This window comes from Mesorhizobium sp. U510 (genome assembly GCF_059180695.1).
On the sequence record NZ_CP180532.1, the window covers coordinates 583,489 to 609,432 of the forward strand.

The 25,944-nt window shown below is 64.4% G+C and carries 23 protein-coding genes; 12 read left to right on the forward strand and 11 right to left on the reverse strand.

The window, feature by feature from the left end; translation table 11 throughout:
* Window positions 1-187: 187 nt before the first annotated feature.
* Both ACLGL5_RS04760 and purH read left to right on the forward strand, forming a co-directional pair.
* The gene (locus ACLGL5_RS04760) at window positions 188-1,912 is read left to right on the forward strand and encodes a heparinase II/III family protein (RefSeq protein WP_019861872.1); all 1,725 of its coding nucleotides are present in this window, start codon (window positions 188-190) and stop codon (window positions 1,910-1,912) included.
* A 94-nt stretch (window positions 1,913-2,006) separates the two neighbouring features.
* Window positions 2,007-3,623 (forward strand): bifunctional phosphoribosylaminoimidazolecarboxamide formyltransferase/IMP cyclohydrolase, encoded by a 1,617-nt coding sequence (gene purH, locus ACLGL5_RS04765; RefSeq protein ID WP_069090438.1) that lies wholly within the window; start codon window positions 2,007-2,009, stop codon window positions 3,621-3,623.
* A 133-nt stretch (window positions 3,624-3,756) separates the two neighbouring features.
* Here the strand turns inward: purH and ACLGL5_RS04770 are convergent, their stop codons facing one another.
* Window positions 3,757-5,133: an MFS transporter gene (locus tag ACLGL5_RS04770; protein WP_027047513.1), complete on the reverse strand. Its 1,377-nt coding sequence runs from the start codon at window positions 5,131-5,133 to the stop codon at window positions 3,757-3,759.
* Between the two features lie 328 nt (window positions 5,134-5,461).
* The gene (locus tag ACLGL5_RS04775) at window positions 5,462-10,252 is read right to left on the reverse strand and encodes an NAD-glutamate dehydrogenase (protein ID WP_069090439.1); all 4,791 of its coding nucleotides are present in this window, start codon (window positions 10,250-10,252) and stop codon (window positions 5,462-5,464) included.
* Window positions 10,253-10,388: 136 nt separating this feature from the next.
* On the opposite strand from ACLGL5_RS04775, the gene ACLGL5_RS04780 reads away from it, so the two are divergent.
* A complete protein-coding gene (locus tag ACLGL5_RS04780) occupies window positions 10,389-10,952 on the forward strand; it encodes a peroxidase-related enzyme (RefSeq protein WP_038650381.1) in 564 nt (187 codons plus the stop codon).
* A gap of 128 nt (window positions 10,953-11,080) precedes the next feature.
* A complete protein-coding gene (locus ACLGL5_RS04785) occupies window positions 11,081-11,407 on the forward strand; it encodes a YciI family protein (protein WP_027047514.1) in 327 nt (108 codons plus the stop codon).
* A 21-nt stretch (window positions 11,408-11,428) separates the two neighbouring features.
* Here ACLGL5_RS04785 and ACLGL5_RS04790 read toward each other — a convergent pair whose 3' ends face one another.
* Window positions 11,429-12,043 (reverse strand): LysE family translocator, encoded by a 615-nt coding sequence (locus ACLGL5_RS04790; protein WP_494372946.1) that lies wholly within the window; start codon window positions 12,041-12,043, stop codon window positions 11,429-11,431.
* Window positions 12,044-12,225: 182 nt separating this feature from the next.
* Between ACLGL5_RS04790 and ACLGL5_RS04795 the strand changes: the two genes are divergently transcribed.
* Window positions 12,226-12,987 carry an alkaline phosphatase family protein gene (locus ACLGL5_RS04795; RefSeq protein WP_245306995.1) on the forward strand — a complete coding sequence of 254 codons (762 nt, stop codon included), beginning with the start codon at window positions 12,226-12,228 and terminating at the stop codon, window positions 12,985-12,987.
* Window positions 12,988-13,361: 374 nt separating this feature from the next.
* The gene (locus tag ACLGL5_RS04800; protein ID WP_069090441.1) at window positions 13,362-13,988 is read left to right on the forward strand and encodes a DUF1062 domain-containing protein; all 627 of its coding nucleotides are present in this window, start codon (window positions 13,362-13,364) and stop codon (window positions 13,986-13,988) included.
* Window positions 13,989-14,049: 61 nt separating this feature from the next.
* Here the strand turns inward: ACLGL5_RS04800 and typA are convergent, their stop codons facing one another.
* Window positions 14,050-15,879, reverse strand: a complete 1,830-nt coding sequence (typA, locus tag ACLGL5_RS04805; protein WP_064981351.1) for a translational GTPase TypA — start codon at window positions 15,877-15,879, stop codon at window positions 14,050-14,052.
* A 197-nt stretch (window positions 15,880-16,076) separates the two neighbouring features.
* Here typA and ACLGL5_RS04810 point away from each other — a divergent pair, with 197 nt between their 5' ends.
* A complete protein-coding gene (locus ACLGL5_RS04810; RefSeq protein WP_223217841.1) occupies window positions 16,077-16,361 on the forward strand; it encodes a hypothetical protein in 285 nt (94 codons plus the stop codon).
* A 110-nt stretch (window positions 16,362-16,471) separates the two neighbouring features.
* Here the strand turns inward: ACLGL5_RS04810 and ACLGL5_RS04815 are convergent, their stop codons facing one another.
* Entirely contained in the window at window positions 16,472-17,755 is a 1,284-nt protein-coding gene (locus ACLGL5_RS04815) for an MFS transporter (protein ID WP_069090442.1), read from the reverse strand.
* Window positions 17,756-17,829: 74 nt separating this feature from the next.
* Between ACLGL5_RS04815 and ACLGL5_RS04820 the strand changes: the two genes are divergently transcribed.
* Entirely contained in the window at window positions 17,830-18,447 is a 618-nt protein-coding gene (locus ACLGL5_RS04820; protein WP_038653515.1) for a TetR/AcrR family transcriptional regulator, read from the forward strand.
* A gap of 43 nt (window positions 18,448-18,490) precedes the next feature.
* Window positions 18,491-19,084 carry a hypothetical protein gene (locus tag ACLGL5_RS04825; RefSeq protein WP_069090443.1) on the forward strand — a complete coding sequence of 198 codons (594 nt, stop codon included), beginning with the start codon at window positions 18,491-18,493 and terminating at the stop codon, window positions 19,082-19,084.
* Window positions 19,085-19,099: 15 nt separating this feature from the next.
* Here the strand turns inward: ACLGL5_RS04825 and ppa are convergent, their stop codons facing one another.
* From ppa to ACLGL5_RS04855, 6 genes are all read right to left on the reverse strand, one after another.
* Window positions 19,100-19,633, reverse strand: coding sequence for an inorganic diphosphatase (gene ppa / locus ACLGL5_RS04830; protein WP_038650389.1), 534 nt, complete (start codon window positions 19,631-19,633; stop codon window positions 19,100-19,102).
* 192 nt (window positions 19,634-19,825) lie between these two features.
* Window positions 19,826-20,332 carry a GNAT family N-acetyltransferase gene (locus ACLGL5_RS04835; RefSeq protein WP_010912199.1) on the reverse strand — a complete coding sequence of 169 codons (507 nt, stop codon included), beginning with the start codon at window positions 20,330-20,332 and terminating at the stop codon, window positions 19,826-19,828.
* A 152-nt stretch (window positions 20,333-20,484) separates the two neighbouring features.
* Window positions 20,485-21,123, reverse strand: coding sequence for a TPM domain-containing protein (locus ACLGL5_RS04840; protein WP_069090444.1), 639 nt, complete (start codon window positions 21,121-21,123; stop codon window positions 20,485-20,487).
* A gap of 4 nt (window positions 21,124-21,127) precedes the next feature.
* Window positions 21,128-22,015 (reverse strand): TPM domain-containing protein, encoded by an 888-nt coding sequence (locus ACLGL5_RS04845; RefSeq protein ID WP_069090445.1) that lies wholly within the window; start codon window positions 22,013-22,015, stop codon window positions 21,128-21,130.
* Window positions 22,016-22,019: 4 nt separating this feature from the next.
* On the reverse strand, window positions 22,020-22,832 hold the full coding sequence (locus ACLGL5_RS04850) for a TPM domain-containing protein (RefSeq protein ID WP_171903229.1): 813 nt from the start codon (window positions 22,830-22,832) through the stop codon (window positions 22,020-22,022).
* A gap of 202 nt (window positions 22,833-23,034) precedes the next feature.
* Window positions 23,035-23,673, reverse strand: a complete 639-nt coding sequence (locus ACLGL5_RS04855) for a LemA family protein (protein ID WP_019861892.1) — start codon at window positions 23,671-23,673, stop codon at window positions 23,035-23,037.
* Between the two features lie 163 nt (window positions 23,674-23,836).
* Between ACLGL5_RS04855 and ACLGL5_RS04860 the strand changes: the two genes are divergently transcribed.
* The 3 genes from ACLGL5_RS04860 to ACLGL5_RS04870 are packed head-to-tail and all read left to right on the forward strand — an operon-like array spanning window position 23,837 to window position 25,816.
* On the forward strand, window positions 23,837-24,088 hold the full coding sequence (locus tag ACLGL5_RS04860) for a hypothetical protein (RefSeq protein ID WP_027047520.1): 252 nt from the start codon (window positions 23,837-23,839) through the stop codon (window positions 24,086-24,088).
* 13 nt (window positions 24,089-24,101) lie between these two features.
* Window positions 24,102-24,986: a pyridoxal kinase PdxY gene (gene pdxY, locus ACLGL5_RS04865; protein WP_038650394.1), complete on the forward strand. Its 885-nt coding sequence runs from the start codon at window positions 24,102-24,104 to the stop codon at window positions 24,984-24,986.
* Window positions 24,983-25,816 carry a DUF429 domain-containing protein gene (locus ACLGL5_RS04870; protein WP_069090447.1) on the forward strand — a complete coding sequence of 278 codons (834 nt, stop codon included), beginning with the start codon at window positions 24,983-24,985 and terminating at the stop codon, window positions 25,814-25,816. Before pdxY ends, ACLGL5_RS04870 begins: the two co-directional genes overlap by 4 nt.
* The last annotated feature ends 128 nt before the right edge of the window (window positions 25,817-25,944 follow it).

Below are 25,944 nucleotides of genomic sequence, written 5' to 3' on the forward strand. Positions count from 1 at the left end.
GAAAACCGTTCGCCCAGCGAGTTTCGCCGCCGCCGCAAGAGGACATAAGTCGCGGCAGAGACGACTTTTTTAGGGACGATCCCGGCCATGGCCGCGTGAAGTGGGTCGGTTGGAAGAAATCCGCCTTCGCATAAGTTCTTGAATCATATAAGCTTGCGCCGGGATAGAGGACGGACCAGGAGGGCTTTTGGCACTGGCTGCCAGCAACACGACGCGTCTGTGGACGCTTGTCGCGAAGGAGTTCTGGCGCAAGACGCGCCGGCGCTTGCGCGCCGGGCCGGTCTATCGCTGGCGCTATTCCGGCCGCACGCCCGAACGCGTGCTGATTGCACCGCCGGACTTGCGGCTGGCCGACCCGCAGATCGCGCTGGAGATCTATTACGGCCGCTATCCCCTGTCGGGGCACCTGGTAGAGACCGGCGGCAAGTCGCCCTTCCAGATCAACGTGCCCAATCATGGCTGGCAGAAGACGCTGCATGGCTTTCGCTGGCTGCGCCACATGCGCGCCGCCGGCACCGAACTTGCCGCCGCCAATGCGCGTGCCCTGGTGTCCGACTGGATCGCCATGCACGGAAACAACATTGCCGGTATCGCCTGGGAGCCCGGGACGACGGCCAAGCGCATCATCGCCTGGCTGCAGCATTCCTCCGTCGTGCTGCAGGGCGCCGAATTCCCCTTCTATCGCGCCTTCCTGAAATCGCTGGCCGTCCAGATCCGCTATCTCAGGTCGATGGCGCGCGAGATGCCCGACGGCAAGGACCGGCTGCGCGCCCGCATAGCACTTGCCTTCGCCGCCCTTTCCCTGCCGGCGCCGGCTTCGGCGCTGCGCGGCGCCACCCGCAACCTCGCCGAGGAACTCAACCGCCAGATCCTCGCCGATGGCGGCCATATCTCACGCAATCCGATGTCGGTGCTGGAAATCCTCGCCGACCTTTTGCCGCTGCGCCAGACCTACGCCAACCAGGCGGAAACCCCGCCGCAGGCGCTGATCGGCGCCATCGACCGCATGCTGCCGGCGCTGCGCTTCTTCCGCCACCAGGATGGCAGCCTCGCCCGTTTCAACGGCATGGGCGCCACCATCCATGACCGCATCGCCACCATATTGCGGCATGACGACACCGCCGGCGCGCCGCTGCTGCACGCGCCGCATTCGGGCTATGAGCGGCTGTCGATGGGCGGGGTCACCGTCATCGCCGACACCGGCCTGCCGCCGCCGGTCGACGTGTCCAACGCGGCGCACGCCGGCTGCCTCGCCTTCGAACTGTCGTCCGGCCGCCAGCATTACATCGTCAATGCCGGCATCGACACCTATGGCGCCGCCGAGTTCCGGCCGCTGGCGCGCGCCACCGCCGCGCACTCGACCGCCACCATCAACGACACCTCGTCGGCGCGCTTCAGCCATTCGCTGCGCGTCAACGGCCTGCTGGGCTCGCCGCTGATCGGCGGCCCGCAGCAGGTGCAGTGCAAGCGCATCGACCAGAAGGGCATCCAGGGCTTCATCGCCCGCCATGACGGCTACGTCGCGCGCTTCGGCTTCCTGCACGAGCGCGAGCTTAAGCTGTCGTCGAACGGCAATGTCCTGGCCGGCAGGGACCGGTTCCAGCGGCCCGGCAATGCCGCGATCCGCAACAATGGCCGCGACTTCATCACCGTGCGCTTCCATGTCCATCCCGACATCAACTTGCTGCAGGACGAACATGACCGGCTGGTGCTGACCGCCGACCAGGCCGACAGCTGGGTGTTCACCTCAGGCGAAGTGGTGCCGGAGGTCGAGGAATCGATCTATTTCGCCGGTCTCGGCGGCCCGCGCCGCAGCCGGCAGATCGTGCTTGCCTTCAAGGCCTCCGACGTGTCCGAAGTCCACTGGCAGCTGACGCGCACCAGCATTGCCGGCTATCCGGAAAACAACTGAGAGTGCCGGCCACCACCAAGCTTGCCGCTTGATTTCCTGATGTCATGTGCTACGGCGCGGGCTTGCCCCTCCAGCCGTGAAAGGCCGCCAGCCCATGGCCGTCGCCGCCAAGAAAATTCCCGCCCCGGACCTCGTTCCCGTACGCCGTGCCTTGCTTTCGGTGTTCGACAAGACCGGCCTCATCGACTTCGCCACGGCATTGGCCGCGGCCGGCGTCGAACTGGTCTCGACCGGCGGTACCGCCAAGGCGATCGCCGAGGCCGGCCTGGCGGTGCGCGATGTCTCCGAACTCACCGGCTTTCCCGAGATCATGGATGGCCGCGTCAAGACCTTGCACCCTTCCGTGCATGGGGCGCTGCTTGGCGTGCGCGACGACCCCGAGCATGCGGCGGCGATGCGCAAATACGGCATCGAGCCGATCGACCTCCTCGTCTCCAATCTCTATCCGTTCGAGGAAGTCCGCCGCTCCGGCGCCGACTATGCAGCAATCGTCGAGAACATCGACATTGGCGGCCCGGCGATGATCCGCGCCTCGGCCAAGAACCACGCCTATGTCGCCATCGTCACCGATCCAGGCGACTACGCCTCGGTGCTGAACGCACTGGAAATGAACATCGGCTCGCTGTCGCTGGATTTCCGCAAGAAGCTGGCGGCCAAGGCCTTTGCGCGCACCGCCAGCTATGACGCGGCGATTTCCAGCTGGTTCGCCGAGGCGCTGGAGATCGAGCACCCGACCTGGCGCGCCTTCGGCGGCAGGCTGACCGAAGTGATGCGCTATGGCGAAAACCCGCACCAGAGCGCCGGCTTCTACGTCAATGGCGACAAGCGCCCTGGCGTCGCCACGACGCGGCAGCTGCAAGGCAAGCAGCTCTCCTACAACAACATCAACGACACCGACGCCGCCTTCGAACTGGCCGGCGAGTTCGATCCCAGCCGCTCCGCCGCGGTCGCCATCATCAAGCACGCCAACCCGTGTGGCGTCGCCGAGGGCACATCGCTGAAATCGGCCTACGCCAAGGCGCTTGCGTGCGATCCGGTCTCGGCCTTCGGCGGCATCGTCGCAATGAATCGCACCCTCGACGCCGAAGCGGCGCAGGACATCGTGAAGACCTTCACCGAGGTGATCATCGCGCCCGATGCCACGGACGAGGCCGCGGCGATCGTTGCAGCGAAGAAAAACCTGCGCCTGCTGGTCACCGGTGGCTTGCCCGACCCGCGCTCGCCCGGCACGACCGTCAAATCCGTTGCCGGCGGCCTGCTCGTCCAGAGCCGGGACAACGCCGTGGTCGACGATCTCGAACTGAAAGTGGTGACCAAGCGCGCGCCGACGCCGGCGGAGATGGCCGATCTCAAATTCGCCTTCCGCGTCGCCAAGCACGTCAAGTCGAACGCCATCGTCTATGCAAAAGACGGCGCCACGGTCGGCATCGGCGCCGGCCAGATGAGCCGCGTCGATTCCTCCCGCATCGCCGCCCGCAAGGCGCTGGACGCGGCCGAGGCCGCCGGCATGGTCGAACCGCTGACCAAGGGCTCGGTCGTCGCCTCCGATGCCTTCTTCCCCTTCGCCGACGGCCTGCTTGCCGCGGTCGCCGCCGGAGCCACCGCCGTCATCCAGCCGGGCGGCTCGATGAACGACAAGGACGTCATTGCGGCGGCCGATGAACATGGCATCGCGATGGTGTTTACGGGCGTGAGGCATTTCCGGCACTGAGCACGTTTACCCTCCCCTTGATGGGGAGGGTCGGTGCGCTCGCTTGCGAGCGCGCCGGGGTGGGGTGATGGCGCTGACCCCCACCCCGCTCCGCTTCGCGGATCCACCCTCCCCACAAGGGGAGAGTAAGGCGCTATTCCGCCGGCCGATCCGCCGGATAGGGCGTCCTGACCAGGATCGCCATGCCGATGCCGAGGAACAGGATGATCACGGCCATGCCGAGCCGCGCCGAATCGCTGAGCGCGGTGATGGTCGCCACCAGGAACGGCGCCAGGAAGCTGGTCGCCCGCCCGGCCAGCGCATAGATGCCGAAATAGCGGCCGGATTCCGCCGCCGTGACGCTGCGCGCCATGTAGGAGCGTGACGACGCCTGCACCGGGCCGAAGGCAAGGCCAATCAGCAGGCCATACATGATGTAGGCCTTTTCGGCCGCCGTGCCGAACAGCCCGCCCGAATCGGTGGTCGGCAGCTGGATCAGGCCGAGCAACGTGAAGCCTGGGCCGGTCGAGACGACGCCGATGGTGGCGACCGACAGCATGACCAGTGCGATCATCACCACGGCCTTGGAGCCGAGCGCGGTGTCGAGGCGTGCCGCGATCCAACAGCCGAAGATGGCGACGACATTGAGGATGATGCCGAACATGCCGATCTCTGTGATCGACCAATGGAACATGCCAGCCGCGAACGTGCCGCCGAGCGCCAGCAGCGCGTTGACGCCGTCCTGGTAGATCATGCGGGCGACGAGGAAGCGGAAGATGCCGCCGCGCCTGCGCACCTCGGCCAGCGTGGATTTCAGTTCCAACAGGCCCTCGCGCACCGCCGGCCCGATCGGAATGCCCTTGATGGCGTCCGGCGTGAAGAAGAACATCGGCAGGATGAACAGGAAATACCAGCCGGCCGACAGCGGCCCGGTGGCACGCGCATCCTCGCCAAGCTTCGGGTCGAGGCCGAACAGCGGGTCGATGCCGATGATCGTCTTGCCGGTCTCGGGCGAGCCGGCGAGGCAGGTGACGACGAAGATCAGCGCGATCATGCCGCCGAGATAGCCGAGCCCCCAGGCCGTGTTGGAGATGCGGCCGATCTCGCTCTTCGGCACCAGCCGCGGCATCATCGAATCGTTGAACACGGTGGAGAATTCCGCCGCCACCGAAGCCAGCGAAAACAGCGCAACGACCAGGAACAGGTTCGAGCCGGGTGCGGCAAACCAGAGCAGAGCGAGACTGGTGATCTTGATCGCGGCGAAGAAAGCGATCCACGGCTTGCGCGGCCCGGTCTGGTCGGCGATCGAACCGAGGATCGGTGACAGCACGGCGATGACCAGCCCTGCCGCGGCGATCCCGTAGCCCCAGACCGCTTGGCCGGTGTTGGGATCGCCAGCCATGCGCGAGACGAAATACGGACCGAAGATGAAGGTGGTGACGACCGTGAAGAACGGCTGCGCCGCCCAGTCGAAGAACATCCATCCCCAGATGCCGCGCCCGGACGCCCGCTGCATTGTCTCTACCGCCATGATGATTCCCTCGGCCCCACCCGCGTCGGGCGCCATGTCTGCATGTTTCTGATGCCCATGCAAATGACAAGCGTTGCGCCGCTCCTCATTGTCCTGCCGGACATTTCTCCCCGTATAGTGACGGGGAGAAAGACGCTGTCGCGAAGGCTTTCGCCAATTGTCGACGTCGCAGAATGGGCGCCGGCCTCGCGACCAGTTCCCTTCTCCCTGTCACTATACGGGAGGTGAGGAGTGGCTCGCGTAGCGGACGAAAAGCCAATTGCTTGGCTTTTCGAACAACGAACGGCGGCAGCCGGATGAGGGGCGGCGCGAACCTCCGCAAGAACCCTCACATCCCGGTCAGATCGCTCATCAGCCCAGACGCCACGGACAGCCGCGACACGGTGATCTCGCCGCCTTCGGTGAGCGCCTGCAGACGCTCGCGGATGCGCGCCACGCGCTCGCCGCCGGCTTCCAGCCAGGCCGCCACCGGATCCGCTGCCTTGGCATGGCCGGTGAGCGCCGTCACCGCAATGCCGCGACGCGCCGCGCCGATCGTGTCGGTGGCGCGCGATAGCGCCAACTGGTCGTAGTAGTCCGAAGGCGTGATCGAGCGCGCCGCGTCCTCGACACGCGGGATGCGGAAGGCATCGCTGACCGCGAAGAACGCTCGTGCCGCCGCGACGATGTCAGCACCGGCCGTGCGCGCCGTCAGCGCGATGTCGGGGATGAGTTCGGCCACCTCGCTCAGCGCCAGCTGCTCGGCCAGCTTTTCCGGCGCGCCAGCCTTGAACAGCCCGTGCCGCTTCTCCTCGATCCGCTCGCGCGAGAAAGCCGGCAGCAGCGAAACGAGCTTCGGCTCCAGCGCCTTGCGCGCGTCCTGCAGCTCGGCGATGCGCTGGCCGAGCGGCGCCGTGCCGGCATCGTTCTTCAGATACCAGCCGCTGGTCACGTAGATCAGCCGGCTGACCATCTGGTAGAGATCGAGCTGCACCTGGCCGTCGATCTGACTGTCGAGCGCATCGATCTCGCTATAGAGCGCCGGCAGCGCAAAGCCGTCTCGCACCACGGCGAAGGTGCGCACCACGTCGGCGGCGGTGCGCCCGGTGGCTTCCTGCAGCCGGTTCACGAAGGACGGGCCGCCGCGATTGACCAGGTCGTTGGCGACGACGCGGGCGATGATCTCGCGGCGCAGCCTGTGGCCGTGGATTTCGGCGGCGTATTTCTTCGCCATCCGGTCAGGGAAATAGCCCATCAGGTCACGGTCGAAATGCGCATCGTCAGGCACATCGCTGGCGACGATGTCGGAAAACAGCACGATCTTGGCATAGGCGAGCAGCACGCCGAGTTCGGCCCTGGTCAGCGGCTCGCCGCGCGCCTCGCGCTCGGCAAGGGCAGCCGGCGACGGCAGCGTCTCCACGGCGCGGTCGAGCAGGCCGCGCGCTTCGAGCGCTGACATGAAGCGGGCCTGGTGCGCGATGTCGGCAAGGCCGCGCTTGCGGGCGATCGAAAGCGCCAGCGTCTGCTGGTAGTTGTTGGAGAGCACCAGCCCGCCGACCTCGCCGGTCATCTCGGCCAGCAGCTTGTTGCGGGCCGGGCGCGTCAGCGATCCCTTGCGCATGGCCGACGCCAGCGCGATCTTGATGTTGACCTCGACGTCGGAGCAGTTGACGCCGCCCGAATTGTCGATGGCGTCGGAATTGCAGCGACCGCCATTCATGCCGAACTCGATGCGGGCGCGCTGCGTGACGCCGAGATTGGCGCCCTCCCCGATCACCTTGGCGCGCACGTCGAGCGCGGTGATGCGGATGGCGTCATTGGCGCGGTCGCCGACCTCGGCATTGCTTTCGGTGGAGGCCCTCAAGTAAGTGCCGATGCCGCCGAACCACAGGAGGTCGACCGGCGCCTTGAGGATGGCGGTCATGATCTCGGCCGGCGTGGCGGTGGTCTTGCTGAGGCCGATCGCCGCCGCGGCGGCCGCCGGCAAGGTGATCGACTTCTGGCTGCGCGAGACGATGACGCCGCCTTCCGACAGCTTGGTCTTGTCATAGTCCTGCCAGCTCGAACGCGGCAGCGCGAACATGCGCTCGCGCTCGGCCATCGAGGCCGTCATGTCGGGATCGGGATCGATGAAGATGTCGCGATGATCGAAGGCGGCGATCAGCCTTGTCTGCGGCGACAACAGCATGCCATTGCCGAAAACGTCGCCCGACATGTCGCCGACGCCGACGACGGTGAAGGGCGAGGTCTGGATGTCGCGGTTGATCTCGCGGAAATGCCGCTTGACCGCTTCCCAGGCGCCCTTGGCGGTAATGCCCATCTTCTTGTGGTCATAGCCGGCCGAGCCGCCGCTGGCGAAGGCATCGTCGAGCCAGAAGCCATGTTTCTCGGAGATGGCGTTGGCGGTGTCGGAGAAGGTCGCCGTGCCCTTGTCGGCGGCGACGACGAAATAGGGATCGTCCTGGTCGCGGCGCACGACCCCGGCCGGCGGAATGACACCGTCCAGCCCGATATTGTCGGTGATCGACAAAAGGCTTGAGACGAAATTCTTGTAGGCCGAGGTACCAGCCTCGAAGATCGCGTCGCGGCTGCCGCCCACCGGCAGGCGCTTGGGGAAGAAGCCGCCCTTGGCGCCGACCGGCACGATGACGGCGTTCTTGACCTGCTGCGCCTTGACCAGGCCGAGCACTTCGGTGCGGTAGTCCTGGGCGCGGTCCGACCAGCGCAGGCCGCCACGCGCCACCGGGCCGAAGCGCAGATGCAGGCCTTCGACCTCGGAACCGTAGACGAAGATCTCGCGCCACGGTCGTGGCGCCGGAAGACCCTCGACCGCCTGCGACTCGAGCTTGATCGCCAGCGACTGGCTCTTCTGCTTCGTATCGGCAACGAAATGATTGGTGCGCAGCGAGGCTTCGATCAGATTGAGGTAGCGCCGGATGATGGTGTCGTCATCGATGTTGGGCACATCTTCCAGCGCGTCCTTGATCTTGGCCTTGAGGTGCTTTGCCGCCACCACGCCCTCGGTTTCCGCCGTCGGGCCGAGCCGGGCAATGAACAGCGCGTGCAGGCCGCGCGCGATATCGGGATAGCGGTTGAGCGCCGCGGCGATGAAATCCTGGCTTTGCGGAATGCCGACCTGCTGCAGATAGCGGCCATAGGCGCGCAGAATGGTGATTTCACCGGACCACAGGCCGGCGGTCTGGGCGAGGCCATTGTAGCCGTCATTGTCGACATCGCCGCGCCACACCGACAGGAAGGCGTCCTCGAACAGCGCGCCGCCATCGGTAAGGTCGATCGGCTTGCCGTAGCTGTTCTCCAGTTCCATGTCGTGGATGAAGACCATGTCGGTCGCATCGTCGCCGACCTCGAAGGTGCGCTCGCTGATGACGCGGAAGCCGATGTTTTCCAGCACCGGCACGCGCCGCGACAGCGCCACCGGGCTGCCATGGTGATAGATCTTCAGCGCCGCCTGGTGCGGCTTCTGCTCGGCATGGCGATAGTAGTCGATGGCGATGGGATTATCGGCGCTAATCCTGGCGATGCGCCCGGCATCGGCCAGCGCCACCGCGGCGCTGAAGGAATCGCGGTAGCTTTCAGGCAGCCTTGCGGCGATGGCCTTCAACGCCTGGTCGCCGCCACCCGCATCCGCCGCGTCGGAAAGGGCATCCTCCCATGTCCGCACGATGTCGCGGATCGCCGCCTCGATCGTCGCCTGCTCGACCTTCGGCGTCTTGCCGCCGGAGCGGCCGATGATGAAATGCACGCGCGCCAGCCCGCCTTCGGGGAAGGCCGGGTAGTAGGCCGACAGCCGGCCTTCGAACACGTTTTTCAGATAGGCGCCGATCTTCTCGCGCACGACGCTGTCGTAGCGGTCGCGCGGCACGAAGACGAGGATCGAGACGAAGCGGTCGAACTGGTCGGCGCGCACCAGCGCCCGGACGCGCGGCCGCTCTATCAGGCCGAGAATGGCCGCGGCATGCTTGCGCAGGATCGGCACCGGCACCTGGAACAGTTCGTCGCGCGGATAGCTTTCCAGCACGTTGATCAGCGCCTTGCCGGAGTGGTCGTGCCGGTCGAAGCCGGACTTGGCGATGATGGTTTCGGCCTTGGACCTGAGATACGGGATCTTCATCACCGAGCGCGTGTAGGCGGTCGAGGTGAACAGGCCGACGATACGCAGTTCGCCGGCAAGCGTGCCCTTCGGGGTATAGGTCTTGACGCCGATGTAGTCGAGATAGATGCGCCGGTGCACGGAAGACTTGGCATTGGCCTTGGTGACGATCAGCGGCTCCGGCCCATGCAGGAAGGCTCGAATCTCAGGGGTCGTCGTCACCGCTTCGGTGCCGCGCCTGAGCACCAGCACATCGGGATCGGACAAAATGCCGAGGCCGGGCTTGTCGGCCCGCTCGAGATTGCCGCTTTCCTCGCCGCCGGAGTATTTGAACTCGCGCATGCCGAGGAAGGTGAAATTGTCGTCGCGCAGCCATTCCAGGAAGGCGATCGCCTCGGCGACGCTGTTCTTGTCGAGCGGTACCGCCGAATAGCGGAATTCCGAGATCGCCTGGTCGAGACGGGCGAGCATCGGCTTCCAGTCCTTGACGGCGGCATGGACCTGGCCAAGCATCTTGCGCAGCCGCTCGGTCAGGGCGTTTGCCGCTTCCACCGTCAGCCGCGGTATGTGGACATGGATGACGCTCAGCCGGTCGTGGCTGCCATCGTCCTTGGCGAAATTGCCGTCGCCGAGGATTTCCTCGACACCGCGTTTGCCATGGCGAACGGTGATGACCGGGTGGGTGACCAGGGTCGGCTCGCCGGATGTCTCGGTGATCTCGCCGAGGATGGAATCGAACAGGAACGGCATGTTGTCGTTGACGACGGTGATGACCGTGACCGGGCGGCCTTCGCGGACGACGCCCGAATCGGTCTCGACGGCAACCACGCACGCGCCCTTCTTGTGGCCGGCGACCGCTTGGCCCGCGAGGTCGGCGGCGCGTTCGAGATCGGCCGCCTCATAGGCGGCGATGTCTTCCGCCGGTGCCCGGGCGAGCAGGTAATCGGCAAGCCTGGCTGGCCTTTCCTCGGTCTTTGTCGCCGATGTGGCTTTTTTCTTCGGCTTCGCTGCGGATTTCACGCTGGCCATGACGCTATTCCCTCCCGTCGAATGCTTTTACGACTATCGTAGCAGATGACCGCTGTTTGGCGACAAAGGTTTGACGGCTTGCCATGAATTATCGGAATTCGATCACAAGACAGCGCCCGACGAGGAGAAGTGACCCATGACCGGCAAAATTTCAGCACTGGATCTGGCCTCGGGAGAGCTGAGCGAGCCGACAAAGGCCTATTTCGCCAAATGCCAGGAGAAGCTCGGCCTGGTTCCCAACGTGCTCAAGGCCTATGCCTTCGACGACAAGAAACTGCGCGCCTTCACCGACATGTACAACGACCTGATGCTGGGCGAGTCCGGCCTGTCGAAGCTGGAGCGCGAGATGATCGCCGTTGCCGTGTCCTCCATCAATCATTGCTACTACTGCCTGACCGCGCATGGCGCCGCGGTGCGACAGCTGTCGGGCGACCCGGCGCTCGGCGAGATGATGGTGATGAACTTCCGTGCCGCCGCGCTTTCCCCCAGGCAGACAGCGATGCTCGAATTCGCCGTCAAGCTGACCGAGGAGCCGGCCAAGATCGTCGAGGCCGACCGGGCAGCGCTGCGAAAGGTCGGCTTCGGCGACCGCGACATCTGGGACATCGCCTCGACCGCGGCCTTCTTCAATATGTCGAACCGGGTGGCGGCGGCAATCGACATGCGGCCGAACGACGAGTACCACGCCATGGCGCGTTGAGGCGGGCCCTAGCCGCGCCTTATATTAGCCACCCCTCATTTCCGTTGCGTGTTTGTCGGTTTGGTCCGATGATCGGCAGGCGGCATGACCGCATGCCGGTTCAATGCCGCTCATCAAGGGAGGAGAACATGGCGAAGTTTCTCTACGTCTATCACGGCTCCGGGAAGATGCCGACGAGCGAAGCCGAGCGAAAGGCGATGACCGACGCCTGGACAGGCTGGTTCGGAAAGCTTGGCTCGGCCGTTGTCGATCCAGGCAATCCAGTCGGCATGTCGAAGACCGTCCTGCCTGGCGGCAAGATAGAAAACAACGGCGGCAGCAACCCGACCGGCGGCTACTCGATCATCGAGGCCAAAGACATCGACGATGCCGCCGAAAAGGCCAAAGGCTGCCCGATGCTGGCCATGCCGAACTGCAACGTCGAGATCGCACCGATCATCAATATGATGGCCTGACGCCTCGCCTCAGGATCATGCTCAAGACCGCGCCGCGATCGCGGCAGCGGCGCCGGCCATCGTGGTGGCGCTGACGCGGTTGGCGATCTTCATGGCGCGCTTGCTCTTCAAGAGCTTGCGCGCCTGCGCCGCGGCGAGCACCCAGGCGAGATCGATGGCGATCAGCACCACCGCCATGGTCACCGTCAGCTCGACCCAGCCGACGATGCTGACCGAAGCGAGGTCGATGATGGTCGGCAGCAGCGCCAGGTAGAACATCATGATCTTGGGGTTGCCGAGCGTCACGGCCATGCCGGCGAAGAACAGCTTCACGGCTAAATCCTCGCGCGGCATCTCGCCTTCTTTCGCGTCGACGGGCGCCGTCCACATCTTCCAGGCAAGGTAAGCGAGATAGGCGACGCCTGCCCATTTCACGACAACAAAGGCAAAGTGAAAGGTCTGCGCCACGACGGCAAGTCCGAACACCGCCAGCGACAGCCAGATGCCCTCGCCGATCCACATGGCGAGAAGGAACGGGAACACGTCGCGAAAGCCCTTCGCGATGACGCGTGCGACCAGTGCCGCGATCGACGGACCGGGCGAGCCGGCGGCAACGAACAAGGCGGCGGCGAAGATCAGGAGCGAGGTGAGATGCATGGCACTGCCTTCCAAGCGGTTGAAGGGCGGACGATATCCGATCGACATCGCCGCTTGCAACGTCGGTGGCTTGCAGTCAGGTTGATCTTGCCGAGCAGGCGGGAGGAGGAGTTCTCGTGGCTGTGCAAAGTTGGCGCGCTGTCCTTCGACGGTTCTCCATGCCGGCTGTCCTGGTAGCCGTCATGACGCTGACCGGAGCGCCGCAGGCTGTAACATCGTCAAGGAAGCCGCCGAAATATGATCACGTCGTTGTCGTGATCATGGAAAACCACACCTTTGAGCAGATTTCTCTGGCGGGGCGAGGTGCTCCCTATTTGAACAGGCTGGCAAAAGGCGGCGCTCTGTTCGATCGGTCCTACGGGGTTGCTCACCCCAGCCAACCCGATTACTTCGCCCTGTTCAGCGGCTTGACACAAGGCGTCCATGACGATGGCATGCATAGCTTTGCAGCACCGAACCTGGCCGCTCGTCTTCGAGCTCACGGCAAGACGTTCACGGGCTACGTCGAAGCCAAATCGCCGCGAAAACACAATCCTTGGGAATCGTTTGCGGATTCAAAGGGATTTGAGAAGCCTTTGGCCCAGTTCCCTCGCGACTATGCGAAGCTACCATCCGTTAGCTTCGTAATCCCCAATCTCGAAAATGACATGCATGATGGCACAATAGAGGCGGCGGATGCCTGGTTAAAAACTTACCTTGGGGGCTACGCGGCTTGGTCGAAGAAAAATAACAGCCTTTTTATCGTGACATTCGATGAAGACGACTACCATACAGAGAATCATATATTTACTTTATTCTACGGATTTCGAGTTGAACCAGGGCGATACTCCGAAAGGATCGATCACTATTCCGTCTTGCGAACCATTGAAGACATAGAAAGCGTACCTCCCCTGGGCACCAGCGCCATCAGATCGGTGATCGCCAGTGCATGGAACCGACGGTAGTTTCCCGCCGGACGTCTCCGAATGCCCCGAATAAAGTCGGAAGCCATCATTCGTTGGTCTGCCTTGCCGTCCTCGTTGGCTACGGCTAGAAGACCTGCCACGAAACAATTTTGAGCTTCACTTTGCCTCAGTAACCGCCGGTCTCGTCAACTCCCCCAACACACTCGCATGGCGCCGCATCCGCGGTGCCTGGCTTATATTCATGTGTTCTTCTGGGCGGCGGTTCGAGACCGGTTTGGCACTGCTGAACCGCTGTCGCGCGCTTTCCGCCGGCGACACCTGACCATCCCCACAGCCTACCGCCACGCCGCGCCCGCATGGGCATCTCGATCGTGCCGACCTGATGAACTTCCCGACGGGAAGGGCTTACCGGCATGTCCGGCACTTTACGCATCCACTGGGCGATCGCGCCCCAAATCGCACCTCAACCGCTGATCAACTGCAATCGCTGCGGCGGCATGAAGGCCTATCGCTGCAGCGGAAAATTCCGCGTCAACGCCAACGGCAAGCGCATCGACGTGTGGCTGATCTACCGCTGCGTCGACTGCGACAATTCCTGGAATTTCGGCATTTTCGAACGCTGCAACCGCCGCGACATCGAACCGGCCCTGCTGCAGGCGTTCGAAAGCAACGACCCGGGACTGGCGCGGCGCCATGCCTTCGACATGGTCGCCTTGCGCAACCAGGTCGGGCGCGTCGAGGAGTTTCCCGATGTCGCCGTGCATAAGCGGTTGCTAGGCGGCGCCAGGGACCGCGCGGCGGCGCTGGAACTCCGGCTTGGGCTGGAAATGCCGACATCGCTGCGGCTTGATCGTCTGCTCGCCAGCGAACTTGGCATCTCGCGCTCGCGGCTTCAGGCGCTGGAGGAACGACGCCTGCTGATCGTCGATCCGGACGGCGACAAAGCCCTACGCAAGCCGGCCCGCCAGGGGATGACGGTCCGGATCGACCTGGCCGGCGAGCCGGACCACGAAGCGATCATCTCCGCAGCCGGCGGGTAAAACGAGAAAGGGGCGGAGCACCTAGTGCCCCGCCCCTCTCGGAAATCGTCGGAAGAAGAAATTACGCCGCGCCGACCGCCTTGGACGACTTCTCGAAACGCTTGCGCTCGTTCGGGTCGAGATAGAGTTTGCGCAGCCGGATGGTCTTCGGCGTCACTTCGACCAGTTCGTCGTCCTGGATCCAGGCCAGCGCGCGTTCCAGGGTCATGCGGATCGGCGGGGTGAGCTTGACCGCCTCGTCCTTGCCGGCGGCGCGGATGTTGGTCAGCTTCTTGCCCTTCAGCACGTTCACTTCGAGGTCGTTGTCGCGGGAGTGGATGCCGATGATCATGCCCTGATAGACCTTGACGCCCGGATCGATGACCATCGGGCCGCGGTCTTCCAGGTTCCACATGGCGTAGGCGACCGATTCGCCCTGCTCGTTGGAGATCAGCACGCCGTTGGTGCGGCCGGGCAGTTCGCCCTTGTAGGGCTCGTAGGCATGGAACAGCCGGTTCATCACGGCGGTGCCGCGCGTGTCGGTCAGAAGCTCCGACTGGTAGCCGATCAGGCCGCGCGTCGGCGCGTGGAAGACGATGCGCTGGCGGTTGCCGCCGGAGGGGCGCAGTTCGACCATCTCGGCCTTGCGCTCCGACATCTTCTGCACGACCACGCCGGCATGCTCTTCGTCGACGTCGATGACGACTTCCTCGACCGGCTCCAGCAATTCGCCGCTCTCGCCCTTCTGCATGACCACGCGCGGGCGCGACACGGCGATTTCAAAGCCTTCGCGGCGCATCGTCTCGATCAGCACGGCGAGCTGCAATTCGCCACGACCGGAGACGAAGAACGAATCCTTGTCGGGCGATTCCTCGATCTTCAGCGCGACATTGCCTTCGGCCTCGCGCAGCAGGCGGTCGCGGATGACGCGGCTGGTCACCTTGTCGCCTTCGGTACCGGCGAGCGGGCTGTCATTGACCAGGAAGGACATGGTCACGGTCGGCGGATCGATCGGCTGCGCATGCAGCGCCTCGGTCACCGCTAGGTCGCAGAACGTGTCGGCGACGGTACCCTTGGACAGGCCGGCGATGGCGACGATATCGCCCGCCTGGGCTTCCTCGATCGGCTGGCGCTCGAGGCCGCGGAAAGCCAGGATCTTCGAGATGCGGCCGGTTTCGATCTGGGTGCCGTCATGGTGCAGCACCTTGACCGCCTGGTTGGCCTTCAGCGTGCCGGATTCGATACGGCCGGTAATGATGCGGCCGAGGAAGGGGTTGGCTTCCAGGATGGTGCCGATCATCCGGAACGGACCGGGATGGACGGTCGGTGCCGGCACATGCTTGATGATGAGATCAAACAGCGGCCCAAGCTGCTGGTCCTTCGGGCCTTCCGGATTTTCCGAAACCCAGCCATCGCGGCCAGAACCGTAGAGAATCGGGAAGTCGAGCTGCTCGTCGGTGGCGTCGAGCGCGGCGAACAGGTCGAACACCTCGTTGACCACCTCGACATGGCGGGCGTCCGGGCGGTCGATCTTGTTGATGACGACGATCGGCTTCAGGCCGACCTTGAGCGCCTTGCCGACGACGAACTTGGTCTGCGGCATCGGGCCCTCGGCGGCGTCGACCAGCACGATGGCCGAATCCACCATCGACAGGATGCGCTCGACCTCGCCGCCGAAATCGGCGTGGCCGGGTGTGTCGACGATGTTGATGCGGGTGTCCTTCCAGTCGACCGAGGTCGCCTTGGCCAGGATGGTGATGCCGCGCTCCTTTTCCAGGTCGTTGGAATCCATGGCGCGCTCGGCGACGCGCTGATTGTCGCGGAAGGAGCCGGACTGCTTCAAAAGCTGGTCGACAAGGGTGGTCTTTCCATGGTCGACGTGCGCGATGATCGCGATATTACGGAGTTTCATGTTCTGGGTCTCGGAAGCGTTGCAGGCAGCAGGCCAAAGGCGCTGCCTCTTTCGGTTGCGCGGCTCATACAGGGTTTTTCGCAGTTGCGAAAGGGGAAGCGCGACACCAAATACTCATCAAATCTTAAGCATCTGCGTGTGAGATGATTTTGTTAACCAAGGCGGGAACCTTTCAGGGCCCGGGCAGTTCGACCGTCATGACCGATAAACTCAACAGATTTTGGCCGCTCATCGCTTCGGTGGCCTTTGCCTTGCTGCTGGCGGCCAACGCCGCGCAGTCGGCTGCCGCGACCCAGAAAGGCGCGCGCGCCGTTGCGCAGTCAGACACCCAGACCGCCGAACAGGCCTTTGCCGATGCGCCTGATGGCGTTGACCCGATGGTGACGGGACCGGTCAGCACCGCCTTCAAACAGAGGCAAGTCAGCGCCAACTGCGACAGCGCGGTGTGGCCGAACATTCCGATGGTCTGCTACCCGGATTGACCGCCCATAATTGCCGTCCCTGACAGCGGCAACCATTGACACGCCCTGGAACAGTCAAGGCGATCTGACGGCCGTCAGATCGCCTTGACTGAATTTAGCCTTATCCCGCCTTAGGCGGCTTGCGGTTCCGAGTCGAACGCCGGCCGGCTGGTGTTGATCAGCAGCGAGATACAGGCCGCCGCGATGGCCGTCATGCCGGCGATGAGGAAAGCGAGCTCGTAATTGCCCTGCAGCTCGCGCATCGTGCCGCCGAAGGCGGCCGCAGTGGCCGCACCCACCTGATGGCCGGCGACGATCCAGCCGAACACGATCGGGCCGCTGCGGTCGCCGAACGCCTCGTTGGCGAGCCGCAGCGTCGGCGGCACGGTGGCGATCCAGTCGAGGCCGTAGAGCACGGCAAAGATGATCAGGCTGGTCGCCGAAAAGCCCGAATAGGGCAGGTAGATCAGCGACAGGCCGCGGATGGCATAATAGACGCCGAGCAGCTTGCGCGGATCGAAACGGTCGGTGAGCCAGCCCGACAGCGTTGTGCCGATCAGGTCGAAAATGCCCATCATCGACAAAAGGCCGGCGGCCTGCACCTCGCCGATGCCCATGTCACCGCAGAAGGCGATGAGATGCGTGCCGACCAGCCCGTTGGTGGTGAAGCCGCAGACGAAGAAGGTGGCGAACAGGTACCAGAACACCCGCGTGCCGGCGGCGCGGCGCAGCGTATTGAGCGTATGCGCCAGGAAATTGCCTTGCGATGCCGGTGGCACCGGCGGCACGTCGTCGGCCTCGGCGCCATAGCGCACCATGCCGATCGAAGCCGGACGCTCCGGCACCAGCAGCCAGACCAGCGGCAGCAGGCAGGCCGTGGCGACCGCGACGGCGATGGCGACCGGCTTCCAGCCGCCCGATTGCGCCAGCGAGGCGAGCAGCGGCAGGAACACCAGCAGGCCGGTGGCGCTGGAGGCCGACATCAATCCCATGACCAGGCCGCGATTGGTCTTGAACCACCGGTTGACGATGGTGGCGCCAAGCACGCTGGCAACAGCGCCGGAGCCGATGCCCGAGAAGACGCCCCAAGTGATGAAGAGATGCCAGGGCTTGGTCATCAGCAGGCTGAGAGCGGTCGAGCCCGACATCACCAGCAGCGATGCGATCAGCGTGCGCCGCAGCCCGATCCGCTCCATCAACGCGGCGGCGAACGGGCCCGTCAGACCATAGAGCAGGATGCCGACGCCTGCGGCCAGCGAGATGACATCGCGCCGCCAGCCGAAGCTGTTTTCCAGCGGCAGCATCATGACGGCGGGCGCCGAGCGCAACCCGGCGGCGATCAGCAGGCAAAGGAAGATGACACCGACCACCACGAAGGCGTAACGCTGGCCAAACGGACGGGATTGAGCTATCATGTTACTGACCGGTACGTTGCAAGATGGGAGCACGTATACGTACCGATCGGTAACATTGTCAATCGAGTTCCATGATGCCAACTGACAAAAATATTGAACTGTCCATCAGCGACGATCATGCATCGGCGCCGCCGAAGGCGGCCAAGAAGATCCTCGACGTGGCGTATGACCTTTTCTACCGGCGCGGCATCAGGGCAATCGGCGTCGATGAGATCGTCAAACGCGCCGGCGTCACCAAACCCAGCCTCTACCGAAGTTTCCCGTCGAAGGACGAGCTGGCGGCGTCCTATCTGCGTCAGTATGACCACGAATTCTGGGAGCGTTTCGACGAGGCGGTCGACGCCCATCCCGGCGACCCGCGCGCGCAGATCGGCGCCTTCCTGACCCGCGTCGGCAAGCGCACGCAAAAGCCCGACTACCGCGGTTGCGGCATGACCAACGCGGCCGTGGAATATCCCGAGCGCGGCCATCCGGCGCGTGTCGTTAGCGAGGCCAACAAGCAGGAGCTGCGCCGCCGCTTGCGCGCCATGGCCGCCGCGATGGGCGCGCAGGACCCCGACACTCTGGGTGATGGGCTGCTGCTTTTGATCGAAGGCGCCTATATCAGCGGCCAGCTGTTTGGTCTCGGCGGCCCCGCTCAGTCGGTGGCGACGAACGCCGATCTGCTGATAGAAGCGAGCTTGAAGAAATAGCGTTTGGCGATACGTTGCTCCGGCCTAACTGGAGATTGTCGTCATGCGTGCCATTCTGATCCTGCTTGCGCTTGCCGGCCTGTGTCAGGTGGCTCGTGCCGGCGACATATCCAGCACCTATACCGACCTCGATTCGAAGAAGGATTGCGTGACCTATGCGCAGGCCGCAGAAGGCGATGGCGACTGGGCCGATCTCGCCTGTTCGGGCTATCGCGGCTATCCCGTGCTCATCGCCTATGACGACGCCCGTGAATCGCTGTTCTACGGTTTTCCGCCCGGCGGCGACATGACGTCCGTCTGGGAGAGTTTTTCAGGCTTCAATTCGTCCGCGGCCAAAGTTGAATGGCGCATCGAAACCAATGGCGACAAGGCCGTGCCCTTCGCGGTCATCCACCGCCGCACGATCAGCAATGCCGAGGATCAGAACAAATCGACAGACGTGCTGCTTGTCGCCAAGGTCGGCCAGATGGATGCGCGGGAAAGCTGCACGGTCGGCCTTGTGCTGGCCACCGGCAACCCGCAAGCCAACGACCAGGCGCGAAAACTCGCCGACGAGAAGGCGCGAACCTTCGCCTGCGGCAAGGACCGGCACACCGTCATCGGCAATGTGCCGGCTTTCGGCCGGGTGGATAACTGACCGTTCGGACTCGGACTACTTGCTCTTCTTCGCCCGTTCGATCGCGTCGACGATCATCTTCTTGGCATATTTGGAATCGTGCCAGCCTTCGATCTTGACCCATTTGCCGGGCTCGAGATCCTTGTAGTGCTCGAAGAAGTGCTGCACCTGCTGCAGGGTGATGTCGGGCAGCTGCGTATACTCGGTAACGTTCTCGTAGCGCAGCGTCAGTTTGGGTGACGGCACGGCAATGACCTTCTCGTCCTGGCCGGCATTGTCTTCCATGATCAAGACGCCGATTGGCCGCACATTGATGACGCAGCCCGGCACCAGCGCGCGCGTGTTGCAGACCAGCACGTCGATCGGATCGCCGTCGCCCGACAGCGTGTGCGGCACGAAGCCGTAATTGCCGGGATAGCGCATCGAGGTGTGCAGGAAGCGGTCGACGAACAGCGTGCCGGCCTCCTTGTCCATCTCATACTTGATCGGTTCGCCGCCGATCGGCACTTCGATGATGACGTTGACGTCTTCGGGCGGATTCTTTCCGGTGGCTATGGCTTCAATGCGCATGGATTTGTCCCTCTCTCGGTTGGGAGGAGATAGCGGGCGGCGCACAAGGGCGCAATGCGGCGAATGGTGCTGGTGAACGTCAAGCGGGACGCGATGGCGTCACATGCGTTCAATCATCGCCACAAGATGTTTCAGCGTCGTGATTTCACGGGGATACGCACCACGTACGGCCTTGCTTTGCGCGATCGGCGGTCATTCCCAGACGAAGGCGACCTTCTTCAGCGCTTTCTGCTCGAAGATCTCGACGCCCTCGGCGACATCGCGGCCGCCGGCGCCGGCATAGAAGGCCAGCGCGTTCTGGTTGTCTTCCAGCGCCCACACCACCATGCCCTTCAGGCCATGGTCGGCAAGACGCGCCCTGGCCGCCGAAAACAGCCGCCGGCCAAGACCGATGCCCTGATATTCCGGGCGCAGGTACAATTCGTAGATCTCGCCCTGCTGCTTGAGTTCCCGGGCGCGGTTTTTGCCGATCGTCGCATAGCCGGCGATGGTGCCGCCGATTTCGACGACCAGAACGGTGGCGGCGCGGCGAATCGCATTGGCCCACCAGTCGGCGCCGCGGCGGTTGATCATCGACGTCAGCGTGCGGTGTGGAATGATGCCGGAATAGGCGCCGCGCCATGCTTCCAGATGCACTTCGGCAATGGCGCCTGCATCGCGCGGGTCGGCTTTCCGGATGTCGATCGTCAGCGTATTCATGATTTGTTAACCATAAACCCGCATCGGCCGATTGCAAGAGTCCGGGTGACCCGCCGGCCGCTTTCTCACAGCCGATCCTGACATTGCTGACATTGCGCAAAGCCTGTCCGCAAACAGGCCGGATCGGTAAAGTGGTGTCTACCAGCAGGCTCTCAAATTTCGACCAGATGGTCGTCCAGCTCGTTGGTATCGCCATACGTGACCGGGAAATGCTCGGCCAGCACCGACCCCACCTGCTCGATAGCCTTGACGAAGCCGTCGGCAAGCCGGTCGTCGGCGGCATGCGCCGTCAGGTCACGCACCACGCCGTCCCAGACATGCTGGCCGACCTTGGCGTCGATGCCCGAATCGGCGACCACCTCGGCATAGCGCTCGGCGATCGAGACGAAGACCAGCACGCCGGTGCGCGCCGTGGTGCGGTGGACGTTGCGGGCGAGGAACTGCTTGATCGCATTGGCGTGCGCCGCCTGATAGCGCAGCCGCCTTGGCACCATATGGATGCGCAGCCCGGGAACAGCCCACAACAGGGCAAGCACGCAGGCCAGCGCCAGCAATTGCGCGACGACGAAATGCGGCAGGCGGATGGTGAGCCACCACGCCTCCAGCCCATAGGCGACGGCGAGGCTGACGACCAGCATGCCGAGCGTCGCCATCATGGCGGCCGGAGCGAAATAGCCGTCGCTGGCATGCGCGACGACGCAGTAGATCTCGCCGTCGGTTTTGGTTTCCGCGGCGCGGATCGCATCGGCGATGCGCTCGTGATCTTCGGGACTGATCGGTCGTGTTGCCATTGTCTCACCAGCTTCCTGAAGAACCGCCACCACCGGACGAGCCGCCGCCCCCCGAGAACCCGCCGCCGCTGCTGCTCGATCCTGACGACCAGCTGCTGCCGGAACTCCCCGACGACCAGCCGCCACCCGACGAACCCGTCGTCCAGCCGCTGCGGCCCGAGGATCCGCTCGGCCCCCTGCCGTAACGAAACGTCATGCCCAGCCATCTATACACGCCCGGCGACAGCTTGGTGCCGAACATCGGCGGCAGGAACGCCATCGCCAGGCCGCCGAAGAACATCGTCGCCCATAGGATCAGGAACACCGCGACGATCGGATCGATGGGGGTGCTTCTGTCGGCCGGATTGCGCTTGCCGCGCGCTTCCAGTTCCTCGGGATGACCTTCGAGCACCATGACCATGTCGTCGACGGCCTTGGAGATGCCGCCTGGGAAATCGCCGGCGCGGAACGCCGGCACCATGTCGTTCTCGATGATCAGCTTGGTGTGCAGGTCGGTCAGCGTGCCTTCCAGCCCATAGCCGACCTCGATGCGCATCTTGTGGTCGTTCTTGGCGACCAGCAGAAGCACGCCGTTGTTCTCGCCGGCCTGGCCGAGTTTCCAGAAGCGGAACAGCCGGTTGGCATAGGGCTCGATCTCCTCGCCGTCGAGGCTGGGAATCGTCGCCACGACGATCTGGTCGGAGCCCTTGGTCTCGAAGTCGGCGAGTTTTTGTGTCAGCGCCGCCTTGGTGCCGGCATCGATGATACCGGCATTGTCGACGACGCGGCCGGTGAGCGCTGGCAATTCGGCGGCAAAACCCGCGAAACAGGACAACAGCAGCGCCAGAACACCCAGGACAACGTGGATCGTCGGGTTGAAATAGCCGGGCCTCGGCAGGCGGCGTGTCGTCATGCCGTCACCAGCTTCCCGAGGAGCCGCCGCCGCCGGACGAACCGCCGCCGCCGGAAAAGCCACCGCCGCCCGAAGACCAGCCGCCGCCGGAACTGCCGGAGGACCAGCCGCCGCTTGAGGAGCGCCGGCCGGGCTCGAACGTCATGCCGAGCCAGCGATAGCGGCCGGGTCCAAGCTTCTTGCCGAAGATCGGCGGCAGGATGGAGGCGGCGATGCTGCCGAAGAAGATGATCGCCCAGATGCTGATGAAAATGGCGAAGAACAGGTCGTCGGAATTGAACGGCGCCTGCTGGTTGCGCTTGCCGCGCGCTTCCAGCTCCTCCGGATGACCTTCCAGCACCATGACCATGTCGTCGACAGCCTTGGAGATGCCGCCTGGGAAATCGCCGGCGCGGAACGCCGGCACCATGTCGTTCTCGATGATCAGCTTGGTGTGCAGGTCGGTCAGCGTGCCTTCCAGCCCATAGCCGACCTCGATGCGCATCTTGTGGTCGTTCTTGGCGACCAGCAGAAGCACGCCGTTGTTCTCGCCGGCCTGGCCGAGTTTCCAGAAGCGGAACAGCCGGTTGGCATAGGGCTCGATCTCCTCGCCGTCGAGGCTGGGAATCGTCGCCACGACGATCTGGTCGGAGCCCTTGGTCTCGAAGTCGGCGAGTTTTTGTGTCAGCGCCGCCTTGGTGCCGGCATCGATGATGCCGGCATTGTCGACGACGCGGCCGGTAAGCGCCGGGAGATCGGCGGCGAGGGCAGTTAGGGGGAGGAAGAAGACAAGGAGGAAAAGCGGGCCAAGAAAATTGAGGGCGGCGTTCCTTCGCACCCCCCTCTGGCCTGCCGGCCATCTCCCCCGCAAGGGGGGAGATTGGCAGCTTTGCCGTCGGCCCAAACCTTCAAACGCCGAAAATTGGCGAAAGCCGAAACGACAGCTGATCTCCCCCCTTGCGGGGGAGATGTCCGGCAGGACAGAGGGGGGTGTGACGGAACTCAAGGTCAACAAGGACCAGACCCGCTAATTTGATCGTTCACCCGCCCTGCTTCGTGCCGAAATCGACCTTCGGCGGCTGCATCTTGTCTTCGTCGACGGTGAAGTTGGCGAAGGGCTCGTTGCCGCGGAACCAGAAGGTAGCCCACAGCACCGACGGGAAGGTCTTGAGCGTCAGATTATAGTCCCTGACCGCCTGGATGTAGTCGCGCCGCGACACCGCGATGCGGTTCTCGGTGCCCTCGAGCTGCGCCTGCAGCGCCAGGAAATTCTGATTGGCCTTAAGGTCGGGATAGGCCTCCGACACCGCGATCAGCCGCGACAGCGCGCTGGTCAGCCCGGCCTGGGCATCCTGGAACTTCTTGAGGGCTTCGGGATCCTTCAGCGTTTCCGGCGTCACCGTGATCTGCGTCGCCTTGGCGCGCGCCTCGACCACCGCGTCCAGCGTGTCCTTTTCATGCGAGGCATAGCCTTTGACCGTCTCGACCAGATTGGGGATGAGGTCGGCGCGGCGCTGATACTGGTTCAGCACCTCGCTCCAGGCCGCCTTGGCGTTTTCCTCCGCCGTCGGGATCGTGTTGTAGCCGCAGCCGGCAAGCAGCGGCAGGACGATTGCCATCATCAGGAAGGCGGGCAGCGTGCGGAATGGCGATGGGCGAGCAAGGCGCTGGGCAAGCATGATGGGGTCCCTCGATAGAAGTTGCATGCGAAGCATTACCACAATCGGCGCGCAAGAAAACGGCCTCGGCCTCTGGACCAGCGACGGCATCCATCGCCTTGCCGCAAGGCCCTGTGATTGGCCGCGCGAACGCGATAAGGTCCGGTCAAAACGGGACATCATCATGGCGCAACGCCACGACAGCGACAGGGAATCGCGCCGCATCCTCGAGCGCGTCGCGCAGGAGACCGATCCGGCGGGCGCCTCCTTCGTGGCGCGGACGACGAAAGGCGTGCGCGACCATGTCGCCGCCGCCGACGCCGACCGCACCGACCCGATCGAGGTCTGGGGCACGCGCATTGGCAGGATACTCGGCCTGCTTCTGGCGCTGGGCCTGATGGTCTGGCTCGTGCTTTTCCTCACCCGGGGCAGCTAGGAATCAAAAGACAATGAGCGCCGAAAAACCCGACGCGCCGCGTGCGGTCATCGTCATTTCCAGCCATGTCGCCCGTGGTTCGGTCGGCAACCGCGCTGCCGTCTTTGCGCTCGAAACACTTGGCTTTCCAGTCTGGGCGGTTCCGACGATCATCCTGCCCTGGCATCCCGGTCATGGGCGCGCGACGCGCATCGTGCCGCCGCTCGACCAGTTCAAGGCGCTGATGGCCGACCTCGAGCGCGCGCCATGGCTGGGCGAGGTCGGCGCGGTTCTGTCGGGCTATCTCGGCGAGGCCGGCCAGGCCGAGGCCGTCGCCTCGCTGGTCGCCGCGGTCAAGGCCAGGACGCCTGATGCCGTCTATATCTGCGATCCGGTGATGGGCGATTCCGGCGGGCTCTACGTGCCTGAGCCCACCGCCGCCGCCATGCGAGACCGGCTGATGCCGATCGCCGACATCGCCACGCCCAACCGCTATGAGTTGGAATGGATGGCCGGCGCGCCGCTGCCAGACCTCAAATCGGTGATCGCGGCAGCACTCCACGCCGGGCCGTCGACAATGCTGGTCACCTCGGCACAATCGATGATGATTGGCGGCACCGGCAATCTGCTTCTCGACGGCACCCAGGCGCTGCTGGCCGAACATCGCCTGATCGACAAGCCGCCGAACGGCCTGGGCGATCTGACGGCGGCCGTCTACCTCGCCCGCATCCTTTCCGGCCAACCACCGATCAAGGCGCTGCAATCGACCACCGCGGCGGTCTACGAGATCCTGGCGCGCACGGCAAAACGCGGCGGCGACGAGCTGCAGCTCGAAACCGATGCGCAGAGCCTGTCGCACCCGATGGCCATGGTGCAGCTGCGCCATCTCACGCATCCGGGGCGGGATCGCCGGGCGTGACTTCGGCCGGGGCCGTACTCGTCGGCGCCGACGGCTGCAAGGCCGGCTGGATCGCCGTGCGGCGCGAACTCGGTTCGATACGTCGTAACCCCGGTTCGACACCTCGTAACCCCGGTTCGACACCTCGTAACCCTGGTTCAGCGCCATCGGTTGAAATCTTCGCCAGTTTCGCGGCGCTGCTCGCGGCAACTCCCGACAATGCGGTTGTCGCCGTCGACATGCCGATCGGCCTGCCCGAATTGTCCAGCAAAGGCGGCCGCGGACCGGAAGCGCTGGTCAGGCCGCTGCTCGGCGCGCGCCAGTCCAGCGTGTTTTCGATCCCGTCCCGCGCCGCGCTCTATGCCGACACCAGCGATTTCACCACAATCGAAGCTTGGTATGCCGCGCATCGCAGGGCAAGCGCGGTGGCAAGGGCCACATCCGACCCGCCGCGCGGCGTTTCGATCCAGGCCTTCGGCATCTTTTCGAAGATCCGCGAGATCGACGCCCTGCTGATCGCGCGGCCCGATCTGCGCGGCCGCGTCTTCGAATCGCATCCCGAAGTCGCTTTCTGCCGCCTGAATGGCGACCAGGCCATGCAGCTGCCCAAGAAGATCAAGGGCAGCGTCAATCCGGCCGGCATGGCGGAGCGCAAGGCGCTGCTGTGCCGGCATGGCTATGCCATGGACTTCCTCGACCAGCCACCGCCGCGTGGCGCGGCCGCCGACGATTTCCTCGATGCGGCGGTCATGATGCTGATCGCCGGCCGCATCGCCAGCGGCAGCGCGAAGCCATTTCCCAACCCGCCACTCGCTGACGGTTTTGGCATACCGGTCGCCATCTGGGCATGACAATGTCGGCGGACGTCCCGCCTATGTGCATGGCGTTTATGGCCAGACCCCACAATTCTGCATTGCTCGTGACAGGCTTTTGCCGCTAGAGGCTTTCTCGACCGCAACGAGCTGCCGCCTCCAACCCC